This window comes from Actinoplanes missouriensis 431 (assembly GCF_000284295.1).
In the GTDB taxonomy this organism is placed as follows: Bacteria; Actinomycetota; Actinomycetes; order Mycobacteriales; family Micromonosporaceae; genus Actinoplanes; species Actinoplanes missouriensis.
Genome location: NC_017093.1, coordinates 3649156 through 3669900 on the forward strand (window position 1 = coordinate 3649156; position 20745 = coordinate 3669900).

The window sequence follows — 20745 nt, forward strand, 5'->3', positions numbered from 1 at the left end:
TAGTCTACCCTTGTGACCGTGAATGCCGAGCATGCCGATCGCCGGGCCGCGCTCAAGGCCCGGCACCGGCGGGCGATCCTCGACGCGGCCAAAGAGCTGATCACCGAGGGTTCGTCGGCGCGGTTCAGTGTCGACCAGCTGGCCGAGCGGGCGGACGTCTCCCGGCGGACGATCTTCAACCACTTCGCGTCGATCGACGACGTGGTCACCACGGTGTGTAGTGAAGTGCTCGGCGTGGTGATCGAGCGGTTCCGTCAGGTGGTGACCGCGGGCCAGGCCGGCCCGGGGACCCGCGCCGAGGCGTTCGCGACTCTCACCGAGGCGCTGCGGGCCACCGACGTGCCCGGACTCATCGCGTTCCTGTGGCGGGCCCTCGGCGGGTTCGACAAAGAGGACCCCCGGCCACGGCAGATCTTCCAGGCGACCTTCTCGCGGACCACCACGGAATTGGCGCGCGAGTTGGCCGTACGGAATGAGGGTCTTGATCCTCTGGAAGCGGAACTGCTGGTGAGCGCCCTGATGCACGGCACCGAGGTGATCGCGGAGCACTGGCTGTCGATCACCGGCGCGGCCACCGACGAGTCTGCCCTGGCGCTGTGGCGGGACTTGCTCGACCGGCTGATCCTGAGCGTCAAAACCGGCTACTGAGGGAAGACATGGCTGAATTGCTGTATCGCATCGGGCGTTTCAGCGCCCGGCGCGCCTGGGCCGTCCTGATCACCTGGATGGTGGTCCTGGGGCTGTCCGTCACCGCATACCTCACCCTCGGCGGCACGCTGTCGTCGCAGGTGACCATCCCGGGAACGGCGACGGCGAAGGTCACCGACCAGCTCGCCGAGCGGTTCCCGAGCGCCAGCGGCGGCAGCGGGACGATCGTGTTCCACACCGCCGACGGGTCGGTGTTCACCACCGAGCAGCAGACCGCGATCGGCGCGCTGCTCAAGAGCACCGGCGAGCGGGACGGCGTGGCGGCGGCCACCGACCCGTTCACCACCCAGCAGCAGCTCACCGAGCAGGCCCAGCAGGTGCAGGGCGGTCAGCAGCAGCTGACCGCCGGCCGGGAGAAGCTGGACCAGGCCGAGACCGCGATCGCGGCGCTGCCCGAGGCTCAGCGGGAGGCGCAGAAGCAGCAGCTCGACGCGCAGCGCGCCGAACTGGACGCGCAGGCCGCCGAGCTCGACGTCGCGCAGAAGCTGCTCGACATGTCGTCGAAGATCCGGATGGTGTCCGAGGACGGCACCACCGCCGTCGCCTCGGTCGTCTTCGACGAGGCGCAGATGGACGTCACGCCGGAGACCAAGGACGCCGTCATCGACCACGTCACGGACGGTGTCCCGGCCGGCGTCGAGGCCGAGTTCTCCAACGAGATCACCCAGAGCGTGCCGCAGGTCCTCGGCGTCGGCGAGGTGGCCGGCCTGGTCGTCGCCGCGATCACCCTGCTCGTCATGCTCGGCGCGCTGATCGCCGCCGCCCTGCCGATCGTCACCGCCCTGGTCGGCGTCGGGGTCGGCGTCACCGCGTCGCTCGCCCTCTCCGGCGCGGTCGACATGCTGTCGATCACCCCGGTCCTGGGCGTGATGCTCGGCCTGGCGGTCGGCATCGACTACTGCCTGTTCATCCTGAACCGGCACCGCCGCCAGCTCCTCGACGGCGTCGAACTGCACGAGTCGATCGCCCTGGCCAACGGCACCTCCGGCAACGCCGTCGTGTTCGCCGGCTCGACGGTGCTCGTCGCGCTGCTCGCGCTCAACGTCACAGGCATCGGATTCCTCGGCATGATGGGCACGGTCGGCGCGATCTGCGTCGCCGTCGCGGTGATCATCGCGGTCACGCTGACGCCGGCGCTGCTGGCCCTGCTCGGCACGCGGATCCTCCCGCGTCGCCTGAAAGCCACGATCGGTCAGTCGCACGCCGGCCGGGTGCCCACCGCGCCGATGAGCACCACCCGAGCCCTGCTCACCGCCGTCGCCGGCCTGGCCGTGCTGATCGTCCTGGCGATCCCGGCGCTGTCCATGCGGCTCGGCCTGCCGGACGGCTCGTCCGAGGCCGAGGACTCCACGCAGTACCAGGCCTACATGCTGATCGAGGAGAAGTTCGGCGCCGGCGTGAACGGCCCGCTGCTCGTCGTCGCCGAGCTGCCGTCCGCGGTCACCGAACCCACCGCTGAGCAGGCTCGCATCGGCGGCGCGATCATGGCGGTCGACAACGTGACAGCGGTCGCCCCGATCGGTCAGTCCAGTGACAAGAAGCTGATCGCCTTCCAGGTGATCCCGGCCGAGGGTCCGAACAGCGAGAGCACCGCGCAGCTCGTCCGCGACCTGCGTGAACTGTCAGTACCCGGCGCCGCTCTCGGCGTGGCAGGCAGCGCCAGCGGCAACATCGACATCTCCGAGCAGCTCTCCGACGTGCTGCCGCTCTACCTCGGCGTGGTGATCGGCCTGTCGCTGATCATCCTGATCCTGGTGTTCCGCTCGATCCTGGTGCCGCTCACCGCGACCCTCGGGTTCGTGCTGTCGCTGTTCGCCACGTTCGGCGGCATCACCGCGATCTTCCAGTGGGGCTGGCTCGGCGCGGTCTTCGGCGTGCACGATCCGGGGCCGGTGCTCAGCTTCCTGCCGACCATCCTGATCGGCATCCTGTTCGGCCTCGCCATGGACTACCAGCTGTTCCTGGTATCCGGCATGCGTGAGGCGTACGCACACGGCGCGCCCGCCCGGCTCGCCGTCCGGCAGGGCCTGCACGCCGGCCGTACGGTGGTCACCGCCGCCGCGATCATCATGATCTCGGTCTTCGGCGGGTTCATCTTCAGCCACACCACGATGATCAGGTCGCTCGGCTTCGGCTTGGCGTTCGGCGTGCTGGCCGACGCGTTCCTGGTGCGGATGCTGCTCATCCCGGCCGTGATGCACCTGCTCGGGAGGTCGGCGTGGTGGCTGCCGCGCTGGCTGGACCGGATTCTGCCGAACGTGGACGTGGAGGGGGCGGCGCTGGAGCGCAGTCACCCGGTGACGCATGCGCCGGTGGAGAAGGAGCCGGTCAGCACGAGTTGACCTGTCGGCATGAGTTGACCTGTCGGCATGAGTTGACCGGTCAGCATGAGTTGAGTTGAGTTGATTTCGAGTTGATGGAGGCCGGCGGTCCTATTGACAGGACCGCCGGTCACATTGCTGCATTCAACACGAAGATGAGCACAATCAATATGACAGTCAACACGACGCTCGTGATCGCGGCGAGCGTGCCGGCCGCGACCGGCGAGTGCAGCCGACGGGACAGCGGCACGGCGGTCACCAGCGAGACCAGCATCGACGCGACCAGAAACACGACGACGAGCAGGAAGATCAGCTCAGCCGACTCCTTCGCGGTGAAGCACCAGCCGCCAAAGTCGTCACAGGACGAGTCCTCGCGCGGCACCCACTTGTAGAACAGCGCCACCGTGAACGCGGCGAGGTGCCAGCCGAGCGAGGTCAGCGCGGCCCAGCGGTAGCGCTGGTCCGGTTGCACGTTCGCATTCATCGATGAAAGTCTGCGCCAGCCTGTCAAACCATTTCCGGAGTACGGGGGTCAGAGCCGCTCCGCAAACGCACGTCAACAGCAACCCATGACCCGTCGAGGAGCCAGTGCCAAAGCATCGTCGTGCCCCAGTCTCGTCGCGCATGGTCCGGGGCAAGCGGAACGTGATCAGCGCGGCCGACGGGTCCCGGGTCCGCCCGAACGCCGGCTCAACTCAGCACGCCGCCACATCAGCCACACCCGTCACGGGTGCAGCCACATCGGCGGCGGGTGTAGCAGCAAACGCGATACACACCGCAGGCCCCTGGGCGCTCGAGTCCCGGCAATAGCGGCCGGTAGCAATAGCGGCCGGTAGGTAGGGTGGCGTCGGTGAAAGAGCTGACCTTGCGAGCCGCGGGGACATCTGAGGTGGCGGCCGTCCTGGAGTTCTGGCAAGGGGCGGCCGAGAACGACAGCCGGCCGGCGGATTCAGCGACCGCGGTCGCGGCATTGGTTGCGCGCGACCCGGAGGCATTGATTCTTGCCCTTGACGACGGTGAGATCGTCGGAACGATCATCGCTGGCTGGGATGGATGGCGTTGCCATCTCTACCGGCTCGCGGTGGCGCCACACCGTCGGCGATCCGGAATCGGGGCGCGGCTGATCGCCGCGGCGGAGGAGCGCTTCCGGGATCTCGGGGGATCCCGCGCGGACGCCATGGTGCTCGATGCGAATGAGCGCGCTCACGGCATCTGGGACGCGCACGGTTACGCTCGGCAAAACGAATGGTCCCGCTGGGTGAAGTCGATTATCTGAGGGCCGCACGAAGAAGGCTGGCGTGGATACCAGCCCGTTAGCCGCGTAAGGCCAGTTCACGGATCTGCCAGATCAAGCGCGCTACTCCGGAGGAAGCACTGATCTGCCGCGATCCGGAACTGTTGATCGTCCAGCGTCACGAAATCGCTGTTACAACGCCATGATTACCGCGATTTCGCGACGCCCGACGATCAACTTCCTCCGCGAAATATGTGCGTCAGCGGTCTTCGCTCGGTGTGGTCGGGGATGACGACGGTAACCTGCCGCGTTGACACTCAACTTCGCAGCGGGTGTCCGTCCACCAGCACAACGACGGAGCCGCCGAGCTCATGTTGGACTTCATAGGCGAGGGCGAGTGTCTCCGCCTGCAGGTCGGCCATGTCCCGGCGCTCCTGAGCCGTATCGTCTTCGACTCCGGCCATCGACTGCTGAACCCAGTGCCCGTATATCCGTTCATGACGGGTCAGCAGGGCATCGAGCCGGCGGATCAGGTCCGGTGATAGCGCAAGCTCAGCGGGGGCCCGGTCGTCGACGCCGATGACACCGGGCGAGCGATCCACCAGGAGCGAGCTGTACCCGAAGTCCCATTCGATCGAGACGACGGTCGGCATTTCGTACCCCATGGCCGCAACCGTAGTGCTCGCATGAAGGCCAGGGACGCTTTATCCCACCAGTCCGTGGAGGTGCTCTCGATCGTCCAGCGTCACGAAATCGCCGTTGACACCCCATGATCACCGCGCTTTTGCGATGCCCGACGATCAACGCTGCTGGTCGTGCGCCCGGGCCGGCGCGGCGGCGCGGGTTCGAAGTGGGTGAGGGCATTGACGGGAGGGGGCATCATGGGGCCGGCGCTCATGGCGTACCGGAGGTTGCCCCGCTCGATCACCACTGGCATGGGAGTTTTCGTGGAGTTTGACGCCGTCGCCGCATGGCGGGCCGCCGGTGAGGCCGGTGACGCCGCCGCCGCGGTCGCCGCTCTCGATCCTGACGTCACGCTGGTCTCGCCGATCACCGAACAGTTCACCTTCCGAGGCCACCGGCAAGTTCAGACGTTGCTCGACGTGGCACTGGGCGCGATCGATGACATCACCTATACCGACCAGGTCACCGAGGGGCGTACCGTGGCGCTCTTCTACGAGGCACGGATCGGCTCGACACGCCTCTATGAGGCCCAGCGGCTGCGCCTGGGCGACACCGGCCTGATCAGCAACATCACCCTCTATGTCCGGCCGCTGCCGGCGCTCACGCTGCTGATGACCCGTCTCGGACCCGAACTGGCCCGCCGGGACGGACGGCCCGGCCTGGCCCGGCTGATCCCGCTCGCCGGCGGCATGATGCATTCGATGGCCACCACCGGCGAGCAGCGGATCATGCCGAGAGTGGCGCCCCGATAGAGCCGGAAATTGTCGGAGGGCGCCGCTACTGTCTGCCCCATGTCGCGCCCTGGAGACGTGCCACCGGAGATCCTCGATCGCCTGCGACCGATCTGCGGTGGTCTGCCCGAGACACACGAGGAGCCCGCCTGGATCGGCGTCCGGTGGCGGATCAGGGCGCGGACGTTCGCTCATGTGTACATGCCGGACCTGGACCGTTACCCGGCCTACGCCCACCCGCAGGTCGCGGGTGAGCCGCCGACCGTGATGACGTTCCGGGCGCCCGCGGGCGAGTTGCTCGGCCTGATCTCCGGCGGGTTCCCGTTCGTCCGGGCCGCGTGGGGCAGCAATGTCGTGGTGGCCTACCTGGGCGACCACACCGACTGGACCGAGGTCGCCGAGTTGGTGACCGACAGCTACTGCGAGATGGCCCCGAGATTCCTGAGCGCCCGGGTGGTCCTGCCGCCACCGGGCAGGTGACGGCGGCAATGGCATCAGCTCAGCAGCGCCCTCGCCACCGCCCGCCCCGACAGCCACGCGGTCTGCACCCGCGGGCGGCCGAAAGCGTCCCCGCAGAGCCACACCCGGCCATCCACCGCGTACGGCCCGGCACCCTCCTCCGGCTGGGCATAAGTCCAGCGATGCACCCGCACCTCCGGCCGCGCCGACAGGCCCAGCAGCTCACCGACCGCCTCGGCCAGGACCGGTCCCGCCTCCTCCGGCCGCTCCAGGAAGCGTTCCGCCAGGGCCGCCGTCGAGTGCGCGACAAGCACCGGAGCACCGTCCCCGCGCCGGTCGCCGTCGTCGCACACGGTGGCCAGCACCGGGTGGTCGTTGACGAAGGCGCCGTGCCACGACCCCCACTCCCGGGACGGATAGGTGAGGACCGCGGCGATCACCGGCCGCCACTTCTGGGCCGTCGCGGCGGCGGCGACGGCCGGTGGCGGGGAGAGGCGGAGCGCCTGCGGGCCGGGCATGGCCAGCACGACCGCGTCCGCGTCCTCGGGCACCGCGTCGACCGGCGTCGACAACCGGACGTCGAGGCCCTCGGCGAGCGCGGTGGCGAGGGATCGCAGCCCGCCGGGCGCGGCCCACCGCATCGGGCCGGTCGTCGGGGAGCCACCGGGGTGGACGGTGAGGGTGTCGGTCCACGGCCGGATCAGCCCACCCGACTGCCACGACGCCACCTGCGCGGTGAACTCCGGATCGTCGGCGACGAGGTAGGCGGCGCCGATGTCGGCGTACCGCCCGTCGTACCGTTTGCTGGCCAGCCGTCCGCCGACGACCCGGCCGCGTTCGACGATGCGTACCCGGGCTCCGCCGTCAGTCAGCGCCCGCGCGCAGGAAAGCCCGGCGATCCCGGCGCCGACCACGATCACGTCCATGGTCAGACCCTACTGAAGCCCGCTGGCCGAGCAGGATGCCGGCCAGGACCAGGGCCAGGCCGCCGAGTTGCCGCACGGTCAGGGTCTCGCCGGCGACCAGGACGCCGAGCAGCGTGCCGGTCACCGGGTTGAGCAGTCCGATCAAACCGACTGTTCCGGCGCTGAGGTGTCGCAGACCGGCGAACCAGGCGGCGAAGGCGAGTGCTGTGGCGACGACGGAGACGTACCCGAAAGCGGTGAGCGCACGCCCGTCCAAAGCCGGCGGCGAGCCCTCGATCGTGACAGCGGCGATCACGAGCATCAGGCCACCCGCGATGAGCTGCCACGACGTCAGCGAGAACACGTCGATGCCGCTGCTCCACTTCTTGGCGAGCACGTATCCGCAGGACGACATCAGCATGGCGGCGACCGACGCGAGCACCCCGCGCGGGTTCACCGCGATCGGCCCGGTGAACAGCATGAGGCAGACCCCCGCGATGCCGATGACGGCGCCGGCCAGGTGCGGCGCCTGCGGCTTCTCAGCCAGCGCGGGCCAGGCCAACAGCATCAGTACGATCGGAGCGAGCGCCATGATCGTCGATGCGATGCTGGTCGGCAGGGTTTGTGCGGCCAGATAGACGAGGGCGAAGAAGGCGCCCATGTTGAGGGTGCCCAGGACCAGGGACCGCCACCACCAGGCGCCGGACGGCAGCCGCCGGCTGACCACCAGCAGCAGAAGCCCGGCGGGGAGGGCCCGGATCGCCGCGCCGTAGAGCGGATAGCCGGCCGGCAGGTACCGGTGTGTCACGAAGTAGGTGGTGCCCCACGCGATCGGCGCGAGGGCGGTGACCAGCACCCACCGTAATCTAGCTTCCATACGACTTAGCTTCCATGGAAGCTAATATAGCTTCCATGGAAGGTATATGCTGGCCCGGTGCCCGAACACTTCGACCACGTGGCCCGGATCCAGCGTGAATGGGCCCGGGAGAGGCCGGACCTCGACGTCACGCCGCAGGGCGTGATCGGCCGGCTGCACCGTCTCAGCGCCCACCTCGCCGAGCAGCTCTGCGTCGTCTACCGGCGGTACGGGCTGGGCGAGGGGGAGTTCGACGTGCTGGCGGCGCTGCGCCGGGCCGGCGAGCCGTTCGAGCGGGCGCCCGGCGAGCTGGCGGCGTTCACCATGGTCACGACCGGGGCGATGACCAAGCGGCTGGACCGGCTGGAGCGCGACGGCCTGGTGGCGCGGCGTCCGAGCACGGTTGACGGGCGCGGCCGGGTGGTCGCGCTGACGATCGCCGGGCGGGAGCTGATCGACCAGGCGTTCACCGAGCACATGCGCAACGAGCGGCGGCTGCTCGACGAGCTCGCGCCGGAGCAGGCCGCAGCGCTGGAGTCCCTGCTGACGGCGTGGCTGGCCGCCTTCGAGACGCCCCTGCCCGAAGTCGCCGACGGGTGAGACGCCCGTCACCTCGTCCGGCCGTCGCTGTCCCCGCTCGCCGGAGCGGGGACAGCCCTTCGGCCGGCGGTCCTAGGAGACGAGCAGGTTCCAGATCTGCTGGAGCAGAATGTGCACGCCGGCCGCCACGGCGCCGCGTGCGGCGGACCGCGCCAGCCACCGCGGCCAGGACGGCTCGGTCGTCTCGTTGTCCTTGTCCACGATGGTCTCTCCCTGTGGTCCGTCGCTCGCGGGGTGCGAGCACGTGGGAGCCATCGAGCAAGATCGTCACCTGTTCCGGCGATGTGCCGACGCCGGGCGAGTGGTATCACTGCTGGTGATACCGATACGAGCGGATTCCGGAGATGTTCCGAGTCGGAGTCGATCCGGAGGCGGATGTGGCGGAGAGGCCCACGGGACCGACACCCACCGCGTTCTCCCGTGAGCTGACGTCGCTGTACGAGATGGCGGGCCGACCGACCTACAAGCAACTCGTCGACCACTGTGCCGCCAACAACGTCAAGGTGACGGACAGCTCGATCGAGGAGTGGATCTCCGGCAAGGTGGTCCCGCGGTCCGGCGCCGCCTTCGGGATCGTCGTTCAGTTCCTGCTGTTACGGGCGAAGGCGAAGAACCTGTCCTACGCGCCGCGCCCACCGCACGTCTGGGAGGCCTGGCGCCGGGAGGCGCAGCGGCAGCGCCGCGCCCGGCAGGGTCGCCGCACCCCCGCCCGGCCCGCGCGGACCGTCGCCGGACCTCCGGCGAATCCGCCCGTCATCGCTGGAGAGATCCCCGGCCAGCCGCCGGCCTTCGTCCACCGGACGGCCCTGTGGGAGAGCGGGCAGGAGGTTCTCGATCGGACCGGCATGGTCGCGTACGTCGGGGCGAGAGGAACCGGCAAGACCCAGCTCGCCGCCGCCCACGCCCGGCACGCCGCGGGGGACGGCAGGTCGGTCGTGTGGATCACCGCGAGCTCCAGGGACGAGATCGTGGCCGGGTTCTGCCGGCTGGCGGGCCGGCTCGGCGTGGGCGCGGACGAGCGGGATGACGATGCGGTCGCGGAGCTCGCGCTATCCCGATTGCGACAACCCGGATGGTACGGGCTGATCGTCCTCGACAACGCGGATGACCCATTCGAGGTGTCCGGCTGGATACCCACCACCGGAGACGTCACGGTCATCGTCACCACGACGAACCGGTCGTTCGCCGACATGACGGAGATCGTCACGGTGGACGGCCTGACCGATGACGAGGCGGCGTCGTACCTCGAGACCCGCACCCGGATCGGACTTCCCGGAGCCCACGCGATCGCCGCGGAGCTCGGCAACCTCGCGCTGGCTCTGGCACAGGCCGCGGCGGTGATCCCGCTGCGCGGTTACTCCGCCGACGACTACATCACGCAGTTGCGGTCGACCCGCCTGGAGAACCTGTTCGCGAAGACCGTCGGATATCCGCACACGCTCACCCAGGCGATCGTGCTGTCCTTGAACGCCGTCCGCGAGGTCGAGCGCGGCAGCGAGCTGATCGAGGCGCTCGCGTGGCTCGATCCCGCTGGTGTCAGCCGCCGGCTGATCACACGGTTGGAGAGCGATCTGCTACCGGGCTCCGCGCATGTCTCGCTGACCTCGGAGCTGGTCAAGAACTCGCTTCTGTTGTGGTCGGAGACGTACGCGTACGGATCCGTGCATCGCGTGGTGTCCCGTGTCATCAGGGAAGACGCGATCCGCCGGGACGAGATCTACGGAAGCCTGTACTGGACCGTCGAAGCGCTCCGGGGCGCGACCCGCATCGAGTCCGCTCCGAGCGCGTGGCTCACCGAACTCATCGAACAATCCTCGTGGGTGTTCAAGCACGCGCTGGACGTCCACGAATCCCTGACCGGCGACCAGGTCCACTGGTTGCTGGAGGTCGGGGATTCGATGACCCAGTTCTCCTGGACGATGGGTCTGCTGGCGCCCAATTTCCGCTGCTGCCAGGCACTCAGCGAGCTCGCCGCAGCGCGCCTGCCCAGCGATTCCCCACTGCGCCACCGGGCGCACAGCCGCTATGTGCTCGCGCTGCACGGCCGAGGCCGGATCGACGCGGCATTCGAACTCGGTGAGCGGCTCAGCGGCGAGATCGCGGCCGGCTCCACGCTCGCGCTGGAGCATCAGGCCCTCATGATCCGCGTGCACCTGTCCCGCGGTGATGCCACCGGCGCGGTCGCTGTGGGACGCCGGGCCCTGCAGGCGGCCGAAGCCGCGTCCCGCACCGATGACCTGCCCCTGAATCAGATTCGGAACAATCTCGGACTCGCACTTCATGAGCTGGGGCTCTACGAAGAGGAACGGACTCTCTACACGCGCGCGCTGGAGGAGTCCCGCGCCAAGCTTCATCCGGACCATCCGCTGCTGTTGCACCTCGAGAACAACCTGGCGAATCTTCTCGGAGAACTGGGTCTGTGGCGAGAGTCGGTGGAGGCGCACTCCCGGGTGCTGGAGTCGCGCAGAAGGACGATGGGCGACCTGCACCCGGACACCGTCCGCTCGCTGGGAAATCTGGCGAGCGCCGCAACCAAGATGGGGGACTACGAACAGGGCAGGAGACTGGACGAGGAGGCAGCCGCCGCAGCGGAGGCGATCCATGGTAAGGAGCATCCGGAGACCCTGATCGCGCGTGCGAACCTCGCCAGTGCCTATGCCAAGGTCGGGCTCGTCGAGAAGGCGCTGCTGATGGACGAGGAGATCCTGGAAACTCGGCGCCGGATCCTGGGACCGGATCATCCGGCCGTTCTGGTCAGCATGAACAACCTCGCCCAGCGGTACCGGGCGGCGGGCAGACCCGATGACGGTCTGACGCTGCTCCGTGAAGTCCTGCGCATCCGGGAGGCGTCGATCGGGGAGAAGCATCCGGACACGATGCTGTCCCGATCGAACTTGGCGCATGCTCTCGTCGAGTCGGGAAACACCGCTGATGCGATAGATCTCGAGAGGAAGTCACTGGAGCAGAGGAGGGAGGTGCTGGGAGAGAACCATCCCGACACGATCCTGTCGATGAACAATCTGGCGAATTACTATTTCGCGGCGGATGCCGTCTCCGAGGCCCGCGAACTGCTTGAACGGGCAGTCGAAGGAATGGAGGCGTTGAGCCTTCAGCGGCACCCGATGTTCCTCACGATGAACGCGAACCTGCTCGGCGTGCTGGTGCTCGCGGGAGACAAACCGGCGGCGCTCACGGTTTTCGAGCGACTTGCCGTCTCCGCTGACGAACTGGACAGGATCGGAGCCACGACGGAACAGCGGACGTTCGCCGAACTCGCGAAGCGTGCCGTTGCGGACCCCGATTTCCTGGACACCCTGATGAGAGGCGGCCCAGCCACCTAGGGCAACGGCACCACGCGGAAATCCGTCACGAAACTGGTGATCCGGCCGTCCGCGGAGCGGCCGACGTAGGTGGCGTAGACGCCGTCGCCCCACCCGGAACCGACGACGTACACGTTCGCGCCGGTGCTCTCGACGACGATCTTGCTGGTGACCGCCTCGATCGGGTCGACCGGGATCTGAGCCGGGATGAAGGCGTCCTCGATCCGCTCGTAGTCCCAGGCGCTGATCGCCTCGATGGCGGACTGGTCGGCGAGTGTCCCGGTGCCGGCGTCGACCCCGTACCCGAAGAATTCGTCCTCGCCGAGAGAGGTGATGTCCTGGCCCGGCAGCGTCGCCAGGGACCAGGAGGCGACCGGCTCGTCGGCGATGACGAGCTGAAGCGCGGCGATCCGGCGCTGCGGCTCGAAGCCGTTCCCCTGCACGGCGGCCACCCAGGCGTGCAGGTGGTAGCGGCCCGGCGTCACGGCGTCGGTGAAGGGGGTGGAGATCGGCACGAGCGGATCGCACGCCACGACCTGGCCGGTCGGCAGCTCCACCGGTCCGAGCGGGGAAGGCTCCACGACGAAGGTGGTGCCTTCATGCTCGACGCTGAGGCCGCTGGTCAGCAGCCTTTCAAGATCAGGAAGGTACGGCATGACGGGTCAATGTACCCGCAGCCCCCTCAGCCTGCCGGCGGCGGCCGATAACCGGGCGCCGGTGCACCGTGGACCGGCTGGTCCGGCCGCCTGTCAGGCGCTCGCGAGCCGTAGCCCAGGCAGGCAAAACACTCGGGAAGCCTGCGCCGGCGACGGGCCCGCGGGTCCGGGTCGTAGCTGAGCGCCCGGCCGCGCTGGTCAGCGGCGGGCGTTGTCCAGCTGGCGGTTCAGGGTCACGGCTGCGTCGATCAGGGCCAGGTGGGTGAACGCCTGCGGGAAGTTGCCGAGCTGCTCACCGGTGAGGCCGATCTCCTCCGAGTACAACCCCAGGTGGTTCGCGTAGGTCAGCATCTTCTCGAAGGTGAACCGGGCCTTCTCCACCTTCCCGGCCGCGGCCAGCGCGGTGACGTACTGGAAGGTGCAGAGGGAGAACGTCCCCTCGTCGCCGCGCAGGCCGTCCGGGGAGGCGGCCGGGTCGTAGCGGTAGACCAGGCTGTCGGTGACCAGCTCGGACTCCATCGCCTGCAGCGTCGACGCCCACATCGGGTCGCCGGGGGTGATGAAGCCGACCGTGGGCATGCGCAGCAGCGACGAGTCGAGCACGTCGGTCTCGTAGTGCTGGCGGAACGCCTGGCGGGACGGGCTCCAGCCGCGCTGCATGATCTCGTCGTAGATCGCGTCGCGGGCCTCCCGCCAGGTGTCCAGCGGCGCGGGACGGCCGTAGTCGGCGGCCAGCCGCAGGCCGCGGTCCAGCGCGACCCAGCACATCAGGCGGCCGTACGTGAAGTTCTGCCGCCCGCCGCGCGTCTCCCAGATGCCCTCCTCCGGCTGCGACCAGTTCGCGGCGACCCAGTCGAGCAGGTCACGCACCGCTACCCAGCCGCGGTGGCCGAGGCTGAGGCCGCTGCGATGCGCCACGTACAGGCTGTCGATCGCCTCGCCGTAGATGTCGAGCTGCAGCTGGCCGGCCGCGCCGTTGCCGATCCGCACCGGGGCGGAGTTGCGGTACCCGGACCAGTGCGGCAGCGTCTCCTCGATCAGGTCGCTGGAGCCGTCGATGCGGTACATGATGTTCAGCGGGCCGCCGTCGCCCTTCTCGGCCTGCTCGTCGACCCGGTCGCGCAGCCAGCGCGCCAGACCCGCGGCCTCGTCGGTGAAGCCCAGCGACAGCAGCGAGTAGACCGAGAACGACGCGTCCCGGACCCAGGTGTAGCGGTAGTCCCAGTTCCGCTCGCCGCCGAGTTGCTCGGGCAGGGCCGCCGTCGGCGCCGCGACGAGCGCCCCGGTCGGCGCGTAGGTCATCAGCTTCAGCGTGATCGCGGAACGGTTCACCATCTCGCGCCAGCGGCCGTCGTACGTGGAGCGGTTGATCCAGCGGGTCCAGAACGCCTCGGTCTCGTGGTACAGCCGCAGCGCCTCGGTGACCGGGACCTCGTCCAGCGTCCCGGGGCCGGTCTCCAGGACGAGACCGCGGACCTGCCCGGCGACCAGGCGCAACTCGCCATGCACGTCACCGCTGGAGTCCACGGTGGACCGGCCCAGATGTTCGTCGCCGGGCGCGCGGATCAGCCGTACCCGCAAGGTGCTGGTGGGTCCTTCGAAGATCGCGCCGTCGTCGTTCGCGTGGGTGCGGAACTGCTCCCGGCCGTAGTCGAAGCGGGGCGCCAGATGGAACGCGAAGGTCATCTCGCCGCGCACGCAGCGGACCAGGCGCACCAGCCGGTGTCGTGTGGTGCCGTCCCGGTCGGCGGCGATCGGCATGAAGTCGACGATCTCGCCCACCCCGGCGGTGGTGAGGAAACGGGTCACCAGGATCGCGGTGTCCGGCAGGTAGAGCTGTTTCGTGGTGAAGGTGCCGGTCGTCGGCCTGGTGGAGAGGTGACCGCCGCGCTCGGTGTCCAGCAGCGCGCCGAAGACGCTGGGGGAGTCGAATCGCGGCGCGCACCACCAGTCGACGGTGCCCTCGGTGGAGACCAGGGCGGCCGTCTGCAGGTCGCCGATCAGGCCGTGGTCGGCGATGAGCGGGAAGTCAGTCATCCGGTCAGCGTGGAACCTCCCGGCGCATCGAACATCATTCCGCAGGGGTGAGTTTCCGGCGTAGGGTGTGCCGATGGCGGCTGACCTCGAACTCACCCCGGTCGGCTGGGTCGCCTCTCCCCTGACCGACCCGGTCACCGCGCCCCGGCAGGGCGACGAGGGCGCGCCTCCCGCGTGGCTGATCTTCCATCCTGGGTACGGGGATGCCCTGCGCGACCTCCACCCGGGCGACCCGGTGTTCGTCCTGACCTGGCTCGACCGTGCCGACCGCAGCGTCCTGCGGGTCCACCCGCGCGGAGACGGCAACCGTCCGCTGACCGGGGTGTTCAGCACGCGTTCCCAGGATCGCCCCAACCCGATCGGCCTGCACCGGACGACGATCCTGGCCGTCGACGGCCCGCGGGTGCGGGTCAGCGGCCTGGAGGTCGTCGACGGCACCCCGATCCTCGACCTCAAGCCGGTCCTGGACGCCGGCACGGAGCGCTGACCGCGGTCTCTGCCACCCGCCGCGGCCCGGTCACCTCACCGGGTCCGGGCGCACCCAACCCCGTGCCAGGATGTCGAAGATCGCCTCGATGGCGGCGCGTGGATCGGGCCGGCCGCGGACGAGGGCGGGGATCTCCAGGACGAATCGGGCAAGCGCCACGCAGCCGAGGTCGTCGTGGTCCGCACCGCACTCCTCGGCTATGGCGGCGCTGAGACTGTCGGTGTGCCGGGTCCACATGCGTTCGGCGTACGAGCGCAGCGCCGGCGTGGCGTCGACCAGCGCGACGAACTCGGCCGCCTGAGGGTGCCGCGCGATGGGCAGGTAGGCGCCCAGGAAGTGTTCGCGCAGTGCGCCGACGATGTCCTGGCCGCCGGCTCGCCCGCGCACCGCGGCGATCAGCTGAGCCTCGTTGTCCCGCTCCTGGTCGAAGACCAGCGCCTCCTTGCCGGAGAAGTGTTTGAACAGCGTCGTGGTCGACACGTCGGCCGCGTCGGCGATCTCGCGCAGGCTCACCCGGTCGTAACCGTGCTCGAGGAACAGGCGAAGGGCCGCGTCGGCGATCGCCTGCCGGGTGGCCGCCTTCTTGCGCTCCCGGCGGCCGACAGGTGTCTGGGTCATGAGCCGAGTATAGGGGTAGGTGGCATGAGGCAAAAAGTTGAGTCGTTGCACTTTTGGATTCGTTCTGCTTTTCTTGAGCCATGACTTCACCCACCCGAGAAGCGCGGATCGACATCATCGGTGCCGGGCCCGCCGGGCTCACCTGCGCCCGCATCCTGCAACGGCACGGCGTCACGGTCACCGTGCACGACCGTGACCCCGGCCCCGACACCCGTGACCAGGGCGGCAGCCTCGACCTGCACGCCGACAGCGGCCAGCTCGCCCTGCGCGAGGCCGGTCTCCTCGACGAATTCCTGCGGCTGTCCCGCCCGGAGGGCCAGGAGATGCGCATCCTGGGCGCCGACGGCGAGCTGCGGGCACACATCGTCCCGGAGGAGGGCGACCTGTTCAAACCCGAGATCGACCGCGGCCGGCTGCGCGACCTTCTGCTCGACTCGCTGTCGCCCGGCACCGTCCGGTGGGGTCGGGCGCTCACCCATGTCAGCGGGCCCGCCGGTGGCCCCCGCACCCTGCATTTCGCCGATCGCAGCACCGTCGAGACGGACCTGGTCATCGGCGCTGACGGGGCGTTCTCCCGGGTTCGCCCGGCGGTCTCCCCGGCCGTTCCGCAGTACACCGGCGTGAGTTTCACCGAAGCCTGGTTCCACGCCGTGGACGATCGGCACACCGAGCTGTCCACCCTGGTCGGCCCGGGCAGTGCCACCGGCGCCGACGGCCGGCGCGCCCTGTGGGGTCAGCGCAACGGCGGTGACCACATCCGCGTCTACATCATCCGCCGAGTCCCGGCCGACTGGATCGCCGCCACCGGCCTGCGGCCCGACGACACCGCCGGTATCCGCGCCCACCTGCTCGGCGAGTTCGCCGAGTGGTCGCCCCGCATGCGGCGGATGATCAGCGACAACGACGGCCGGTACGTCGACCGGCCGATCTTCGCGCTCCCCGTCCCGCACGTCTGGGACCACGATCCCACCGTCACCCTGCTCGGTGACGCCGCCCACCTCATGCCCCCGCTCGGCGTCGGTGTCAACCTCGCCATGCTGGACGCCGCCGAACTGGCGCTCGCGCTCGCCGGCTCCGCGACCATCGGCGAGGCTGTTCGCGCCTACGAGGACACCATGCTGCCGCGCTCCACCGAGACCGCCAAGATGCTCGAAGGCCGCGCCGAGGACCTGCTCAGCGATGACCTGCCGCCCGAGTTCGGCGACGATCACGGCGCCTGACGGCCCAGCGGCGCCGGCGGGAATCCCTGGGCGGCCGGTTCGCAGGTCCGGCGTCCGGGGGTCGCAACCGGGTGGCACCGCCGTGGGCACCCGGTGCGCACCTGGGGGACCGGAGTCTTCTCCATCTGGCCGACCGACAACGGTCGGACACAATCGGGGGAGATTCTTCAATGCGACGCGCCAAGCTGCCGACGAGTGTGACAGCTCTGACCGCCGTACTGTCCGGGGCCGCTGCCGTGCTGGCGCCCGGATCCGCTTCCGCAGCCACCGCCGACGTGGCGATCAAGGCAGCTGACGACAGCTACACCTCGAGCAGCCGTCCGGGGGTGGCGTTCGGCGCGGAGGACAAGCTCGCGGCCGGCAAGCTGGGCAACGACAGCAAGTCGGTGTTCCTGAAGTTCACCGTGCCGGTCGGCGCCGACGTGGCGAAGGCGCGGCTGTTCCTGCGGCCGCTGAGCACGCCGTCAGGCCGGCTCACCGTGACGCGGATCGTGGACAACTCGTGGACCGAGGGGAAGCTGACCGCGGGCAACGCGCCGAAGCTCGGGCTGCCGGTCGCCGCGGTGACGCCACTGGCCGCCGACACCCGGGTCGGGTTCGACCTGAGCGCCGAGGTCACCGGGCCGGGCACCTACTCGTTCGCGCTGACGTCGGCGCTGACCAACGGCGTGATCCGGTTCCAGTCGGCGGAGAACGCGGCGGGCGGCGGGCCGGAGCTGGTGATCACCACGTCGTCGCCGGTGGCAGCGCCCGTCACGCCGGCGAAGCCGAGCACGCCGGTCGCCGCCGGTGACTACAAGAACTGTGTGACGGGCGCGAAGCTCGTACCCTCGTGCGGTGTGCTCTGGGGTGGGGCGGCGGGTGGGTTCACCAGCAATCCGCGCGACGCCGAGCACAGGAGCTGGGAGAAGCTGAGCGGCCGCACCGCGACGATCTTCCACACGTACCACAAGGGTGACGAGGCGTTCCCGACCAAGGCCGAGATCGCGATGACGAACGACGCCGCGAACCCGCGCGTGCTGCTGCTCAACTGGAAGATCGCCTACGGGTCCAGTTGGGCGAAGGTCGCGGCGGGGGAGCAGGACAAGCGGATCGATGCTTTTGCCGCGCGGGCGAAGGCGTACGGGAAGAAGTTCTTCCTGGTTCTGCACCACGAGCCGGAGAACGACGTGAAGGCCGTGAACGGGTCCGGGATGACGGCGAAGGACTACGCCGCGATGTACCGGCACACGATCGAGCGGCTGCGGGCCAAGGGCGCGTCCAACGTGGTCAACGTGCTGGCGTTCATGGGCAACGAGAAGTGGCTGGCGCAGTCGTGGTGGAAGGACCTGTACCCGGGTGACGACGTGGTCGACTGGATCGGCCTGGACTCCTACGTCTCCGCGGAGAAGGGCTACTACCACTACGGCGACTTCGGCGACCTGCTGGACCGCGCGCCGACCGGCGGCGGCACCGGCTTCTACGACTGGGCGGCCACCACGCACCCGGGCAAGCCGATCATGATTGCCGAGTGGGGCGCCTACCACCGGATCGGCAGGGCCACCGACAAGTCGTTCGTCTACAACAGTGTCCTGTCCGAGCTGGTCAAGCGGCCCGCTATCAAGGCGATCGTGCACTTCGACACGAAGGCCGACGACGAGGGCGACCGGGACATCAGCATCGACAGCACCCCGGCCGGCCTGGCGTCCTTCAAGAAGCTGGCCGCCAGCCCGATCTTCACGGTGAAGCTCGGCGGCTGAGCCGCTGGGACAGGGTGTGCGCGGCTTCCAGCAGCAGCGCGCCCAGCGCAGCGGTGCGCTCACCGCTGAAGCGTGACTCCACCCCGGTCAGACTCAGTGCCCAGGCTGGGGCGCCGGTCCGGTCGAAGACGACCGCGCCGACGCCCCAGCTGCCGGGCACGAGCAGGCCGGGGTTCACGGCGTACCCTCGCTTGCGGGTTGATCGGACCCGGCGGGTGAGCGACGCGGCGTCGTGACGCTCGCCGTAGGCCGCGGCCAGTTCGCCGCCGCGTTCGGTGAGGTAGGCCTCGGCGTCGTCCAGCGGCAGATAGGCGAGGACCGCCAGGCCCGCCGACGCGACGCCGAGCGGGAACCGGATGCCCTCGTGCAGCACGTGCGAGCGCAGCGGGAAACTGCCCTCCACCCCGGCCAGGCAGACCGTCTCGGTGCCGCGCCGGGCCGAGAAGAACGCGCTCTCGCCGGTCCGCTCGGCCAGCGTCCGCAGGACGTCGCGGGCCGTCGACGTCACGTCGTAACGCTCGGCGGCGACCGAGCCGAGCAGGAACAACTCCGGTCCGAGGTACCACCTGCCGCGGCGGGCGTCCCGGTCGACGAAGCCCTCCTCGGCGAGCGCGGCGAGCACCCGCTGCGCGGTCGAGCGGGGCAGGCCGGTCGACGCCGCCACCTCGGCGGTGGTCACGCCCTCGGAGGCGCCGGACCCGATCCGGCGCATCACCGCGGCCATCCGGCTGACCAGCTGGGTACCCTGCATGCTCACATTATGAGCACGCGATGCTCACGGCGGCCGCTGGATGATCACAGCGGGGCGGGCCGCGCCCGTCCCGCCTAGCCTGCCCGGCCATGAGCAAACTCGTCGACAGCGCGGCGCAAGCCGTCGCCGCCGTCGCCCGGGACGGGATGACGGTCGCCGTCGGGGGCTTCGGCCTCTGCGGCATCCCCGCGTCGCTGATCACCGCCCTGCGCGACACCGGCGTCCGTGACCTGACCATCGTCAGCAACAACATGGGCGTGGACGGCAAAGGTCTCGGCCTGCTGCTGGAGAACAAGCAGGTCAGCAAGGTGCTCGCGTCCTACGTCGGGGAGAACAGGCTGTTCGCGCAGCAGTACCTGGACGGCGTGCTCGACGTCGAGTTCGTCCCGCAGGGCACGCTCGCCGAGCGGCTGCGGGCCGGGGGCGCCGGGATCCCGGCCTTCTACACGCCCACCGGCGCCGGCACGCCGATCGCCGAGGGCAAGCCGGAGGCCGAGTTCGACGGCGTGCGGGTGGTGCTGGAACGCGGCATCGTGGCCGATCTGGCGCTGGTCCGCGCGCACCGGGCCGACGACGACGGCAACCTGCGGTACCGGCTCACCGCCCGCAACTTCAACCCGCTGGTCGCGACCGCCGGACGGGTGACCATCGCCGAGGTCTCCTCGGTGGGGCCGGTGGATCCGGACGACGTGCACACCCCGGGGATCTACGTGCAGCACCTGGTGCGTACCGAGATCGCGGAGAAGGACATCGAGCAGAGGACGGTGCGGGCCCGTGTGGACGCGTGACGAGATGGCGGCCATCGCCGCCGCCGAGCTGACCGACGGCCAATACGTCAACCTGGGCATCGGCATCCCCACGCTTGTCGCCAACAACCTTCCACCGGGGGTACGGGTGACGCTCCAGAGCGAGAACGGCATCCTCGGCATGGGTCCGTTCCCGTTCGACGGCGAGGAGGACCCCGACCTGATCAACGCGGGCAAGCAGACCGTGACGCTGCTGCCCGGCGCCTCGGTCTTCGACTCGGCGCAGTCGTTCGGCATGATCCGGGGCGGTCACGTGCAGACCGCGATCCTCGGCGCGCTGCAGGTCGCGGCGAACGGCGACCTGGCGAACTGGACCATCCCCGGCAAGCTGGTCAAAGGCATGGGCGGCGCGATGGATCTGGTCGCCGGCACGCCGCGGGTGATCGTGGTGACCGAGCACGTCGCCAGGGACGGCTCGCCGAAGATCGTCGAGCGGTGCACGCTGCCGCTGACCGGGGCGGGCGTGGTGGACCGGATCGTCTCGGACCGGGCCGTCTTCGACGTGACCGGGGACGGGTTGGTCCTGCGCCGGCTGGCGGACGGTCAGACGGTCGAGGGAGTCCGGGAGGTCACCGGCGCGCCGTTCGTGATCGGGTAGGGTCGAATCGATTCG

The 20745-nt window shown here is 69.6% G+C and carries 21 protein-coding genes; 12 read left to right on the forward strand and 9 right to left on the reverse strand.

The annotated features are described in order from the left end of the window. Nucleotides 1-18: 18 nt before the first annotated feature. Both AMIS_RS17115 and AMIS_RS17120 read left to right on the forward strand, forming a co-directional pair. Nucleotides 19-648, forward strand: coding sequence for a TetR/AcrR family transcriptional regulator (locus tag AMIS_RS17115; protein WP_063711221.1), 630 nt, complete (start codon nt 19-21; stop codon nt 646-648). 8 nt (nt 649-656) lie between these two features. Then, a complete protein-coding gene (locus AMIS_RS17120; protein WP_014443598.1) occupies nt 657-3050 on the forward strand; it encodes an MMPL family transporter in 2394 nt (797 codons plus the stop codon). 109 nt (nt 3051-3159) lie between these two features. Here the strand turns inward: AMIS_RS17120 and AMIS_RS17125 are convergent, their stop codons facing one another. Further along, on the reverse strand, nt 3160-3513 hold the full coding sequence (locus AMIS_RS17125) for a hypothetical protein (protein ID WP_014443599.1): 354 nt from the start codon (nt 3511-3513) through the stop codon (nt 3160-3162). A 366-nt stretch (nt 3514-3879) separates the two neighbouring features. On the opposite strand from AMIS_RS17125, the gene AMIS_RS17130 reads away from it, so the two are divergent. Continuing rightward, the gene (locus tag AMIS_RS17130) at nt 3880-4305 is read left to right on the forward strand and encodes a GNAT family N-acetyltransferase (RefSeq protein WP_041830962.1); all 426 of its coding nucleotides are present in this window, start codon (nt 3880-3882) and stop codon (nt 4303-4305) included. A 275-nt stretch (nt 4306-4580) separates the two neighbouring features. Here the strand turns inward: AMIS_RS17130 and AMIS_RS17135 are convergent, their stop codons facing one another. Beyond that, entirely contained in the window at nt 4581-4928 is a 348-nt protein-coding gene (locus AMIS_RS17135; RefSeq protein ID WP_014443601.1) for a hypothetical protein, read from the reverse strand. 282 nt (nt 4929-5210) lie between these two features. Here AMIS_RS17135 and AMIS_RS17140 point away from each other — a divergent pair, with 282 nt between their 5' ends. Beyond that, nucleotides 5211-5699 carry a nuclear transport factor 2 family protein gene (locus AMIS_RS17140; RefSeq protein ID WP_157434904.1) on the forward strand — a complete coding sequence of 163 codons (489 nt, stop codon included), beginning with the start codon at nt 5211-5213 and terminating at the stop codon, nt 5697-5699. Nucleotides 5700-5738: 39 nt separating this feature from the next. Beyond that, entirely contained in the window at nt 5739-6158 is a 420-nt protein-coding gene (locus tag AMIS_RS17145) for an MmcQ/YjbR family DNA-binding protein (protein WP_014443603.1), read from the forward strand. A gap of 14 nt (nt 6159-6172) precedes the next feature. Here the strand turns inward: AMIS_RS17145 and AMIS_RS17150 are convergent, their stop codons facing one another. Continuing rightward, nucleotides 6173-7057, reverse strand: a complete 885-nt coding sequence (locus AMIS_RS17150) for an NAD(P)/FAD-dependent oxidoreductase (RefSeq protein ID WP_041830963.1) — start codon at nt 7055-7057, stop codon at nt 6173-6175. Further along, nucleotides 7002-7898, reverse strand: coding sequence for an EamA family transporter (locus tag AMIS_RS17155; RefSeq protein WP_197538035.1), 897 nt, complete (start codon nt 7896-7898; stop codon nt 7002-7004). The genes AMIS_RS17150 and AMIS_RS17155 overlap by 56 nt, the downstream gene beginning before the upstream one ends. A gap of 78 nt (nt 7899-7976) precedes the next feature. Here AMIS_RS17155 and AMIS_RS17160 point away from each other — a divergent pair, with 78 nt between their 5' ends. After that, the gene (locus AMIS_RS17160) at nt 7977-8498 is read left to right on the forward strand and encodes a MarR family winged helix-turn-helix transcriptional regulator (protein ID WP_014443606.1); all 522 of its coding nucleotides are present in this window, start codon (nt 7977-7979) and stop codon (nt 8496-8498) included. 72 nt (nt 8499-8570) lie between these two features. Here AMIS_RS17160 and AMIS_RS44640 read toward each other — a convergent pair whose 3' ends face one another. Next, nucleotides 8571-8699 (reverse strand): hypothetical protein, encoded by a 129-nt coding sequence (locus AMIS_RS44640; protein ID WP_014443607.1) that lies wholly within the window; start codon nt 8697-8699, stop codon nt 8571-8573. 734 nt (nt 8700-9433) lie between these two features. Between AMIS_RS44640 and AMIS_RS17170 the strand changes: the two genes are divergently transcribed. Continuing rightward, entirely contained in the window at nt 9434-11839 is a 2406-nt protein-coding gene (locus AMIS_RS17170; RefSeq protein WP_172666596.1) for a tetratricopeptide repeat protein, read from the forward strand. On the opposite strand, the gene AMIS_RS17175 is transcribed toward AMIS_RS17170, so the two are convergent. Together AMIS_RS17175 and AMIS_RS17180 are read right to left on the reverse strand one after the other, a co-directional pair. Next, complete coding sequence (locus AMIS_RS17175) at nt 11836-12474, reverse strand: DUF4241 domain-containing protein (protein WP_014443609.1); 639 nt, start codon at nt 12472-12474, stop codon at nt 11836-11838. The two genes, AMIS_RS17170 and AMIS_RS17175, sit on opposite strands and share 4 nt — an antisense overlap. 198 nt (nt 12475-12672) lie before the next feature. Continuing rightward, the gene (locus AMIS_RS17180; RefSeq protein ID WP_014443610.1) at nt 12673-14511 is read right to left on the reverse strand and encodes a glycoside hydrolase family 15 protein; all 1839 of its coding nucleotides are present in this window, start codon (nt 14509-14511) and stop codon (nt 12673-12675) included. Nucleotides 14512-14584: 73 nt separating this feature from the next. Here AMIS_RS17180 and tsaA point away from each other — a divergent pair, with 73 nt between their 5' ends. Further along, nucleotides 14585-14998, forward strand: a complete 414-nt coding sequence (gene tsaA / locus AMIS_RS17185) for a tRNA (N6-threonylcarbamoyladenosine(37)-N6)-methyltransferase TrmO (protein ID WP_014443611.1) — start codon at nt 14585-14587, stop codon at nt 14996-14998. A 30-nt stretch (nt 14999-15028) separates the two neighbouring features. Here the strand turns inward: tsaA and AMIS_RS17190 are convergent, their stop codons facing one another. Further along, on the reverse strand, nt 15029-15616 hold the full coding sequence (locus AMIS_RS17190; protein ID WP_014443612.1) for a TetR/AcrR family transcriptional regulator: 588 nt from the start codon (nt 15614-15616) through the stop codon (nt 15029-15031). An 80-nt stretch (nt 15617-15696) separates the two neighbouring features. Between AMIS_RS17190 and AMIS_RS17195 the strand changes: the two genes are divergently transcribed. Both AMIS_RS17195 and AMIS_RS17200 read left to right on the forward strand, forming a co-directional pair. Beyond that, a complete protein-coding gene (locus AMIS_RS17195; protein WP_014443613.1) occupies nt 15697-16836 on the forward strand; it encodes an FAD-dependent oxidoreductase in 1140 nt (379 codons plus the stop codon). A gap of 170 nt (nt 16837-17006) precedes the next feature. Then, nucleotides 17007-18575: a CBM96 family carbohydrate-binding protein gene (locus AMIS_RS17200; protein ID WP_014443614.1), complete on the forward strand. Its 1569-nt coding sequence runs from the start codon at nt 17007-17009 to the stop codon at nt 18573-18575. Here the strand turns inward: AMIS_RS17200 and AMIS_RS17205 are convergent. Next, entirely contained in the window at nt 18553-19326 is a 774-nt protein-coding gene (locus AMIS_RS17205) for an IclR family transcriptional regulator (RefSeq protein ID WP_014443615.1), read from the reverse strand. The genes AMIS_RS17200 and AMIS_RS17205 overlap by 23 nt on opposite strands. 89 nt (nt 19327-19415) lie before the next feature. On the opposite strand from AMIS_RS17205, the gene AMIS_RS17210 reads away from it, so the two are divergent. Beyond that, a complete protein-coding gene (locus AMIS_RS17210) occupies nt 19416-20114 on the forward strand; it encodes a CoA transferase subunit A (protein ID WP_014443616.1) in 699 nt (232 codons plus the stop codon). Beyond that, the gene (locus AMIS_RS17215) at nt 20101-20730 is read left to right on the forward strand and encodes a CoA transferase subunit B (protein ID WP_014443617.1); all 630 of its coding nucleotides are present in this window, start codon (nt 20101-20103) and stop codon (nt 20728-20730) included. The genes AMIS_RS17210 and AMIS_RS17215 overlap by 14 nt, the downstream gene beginning before the upstream one ends. Nucleotides 20731-20745 lie beyond the last annotated feature (15 nt).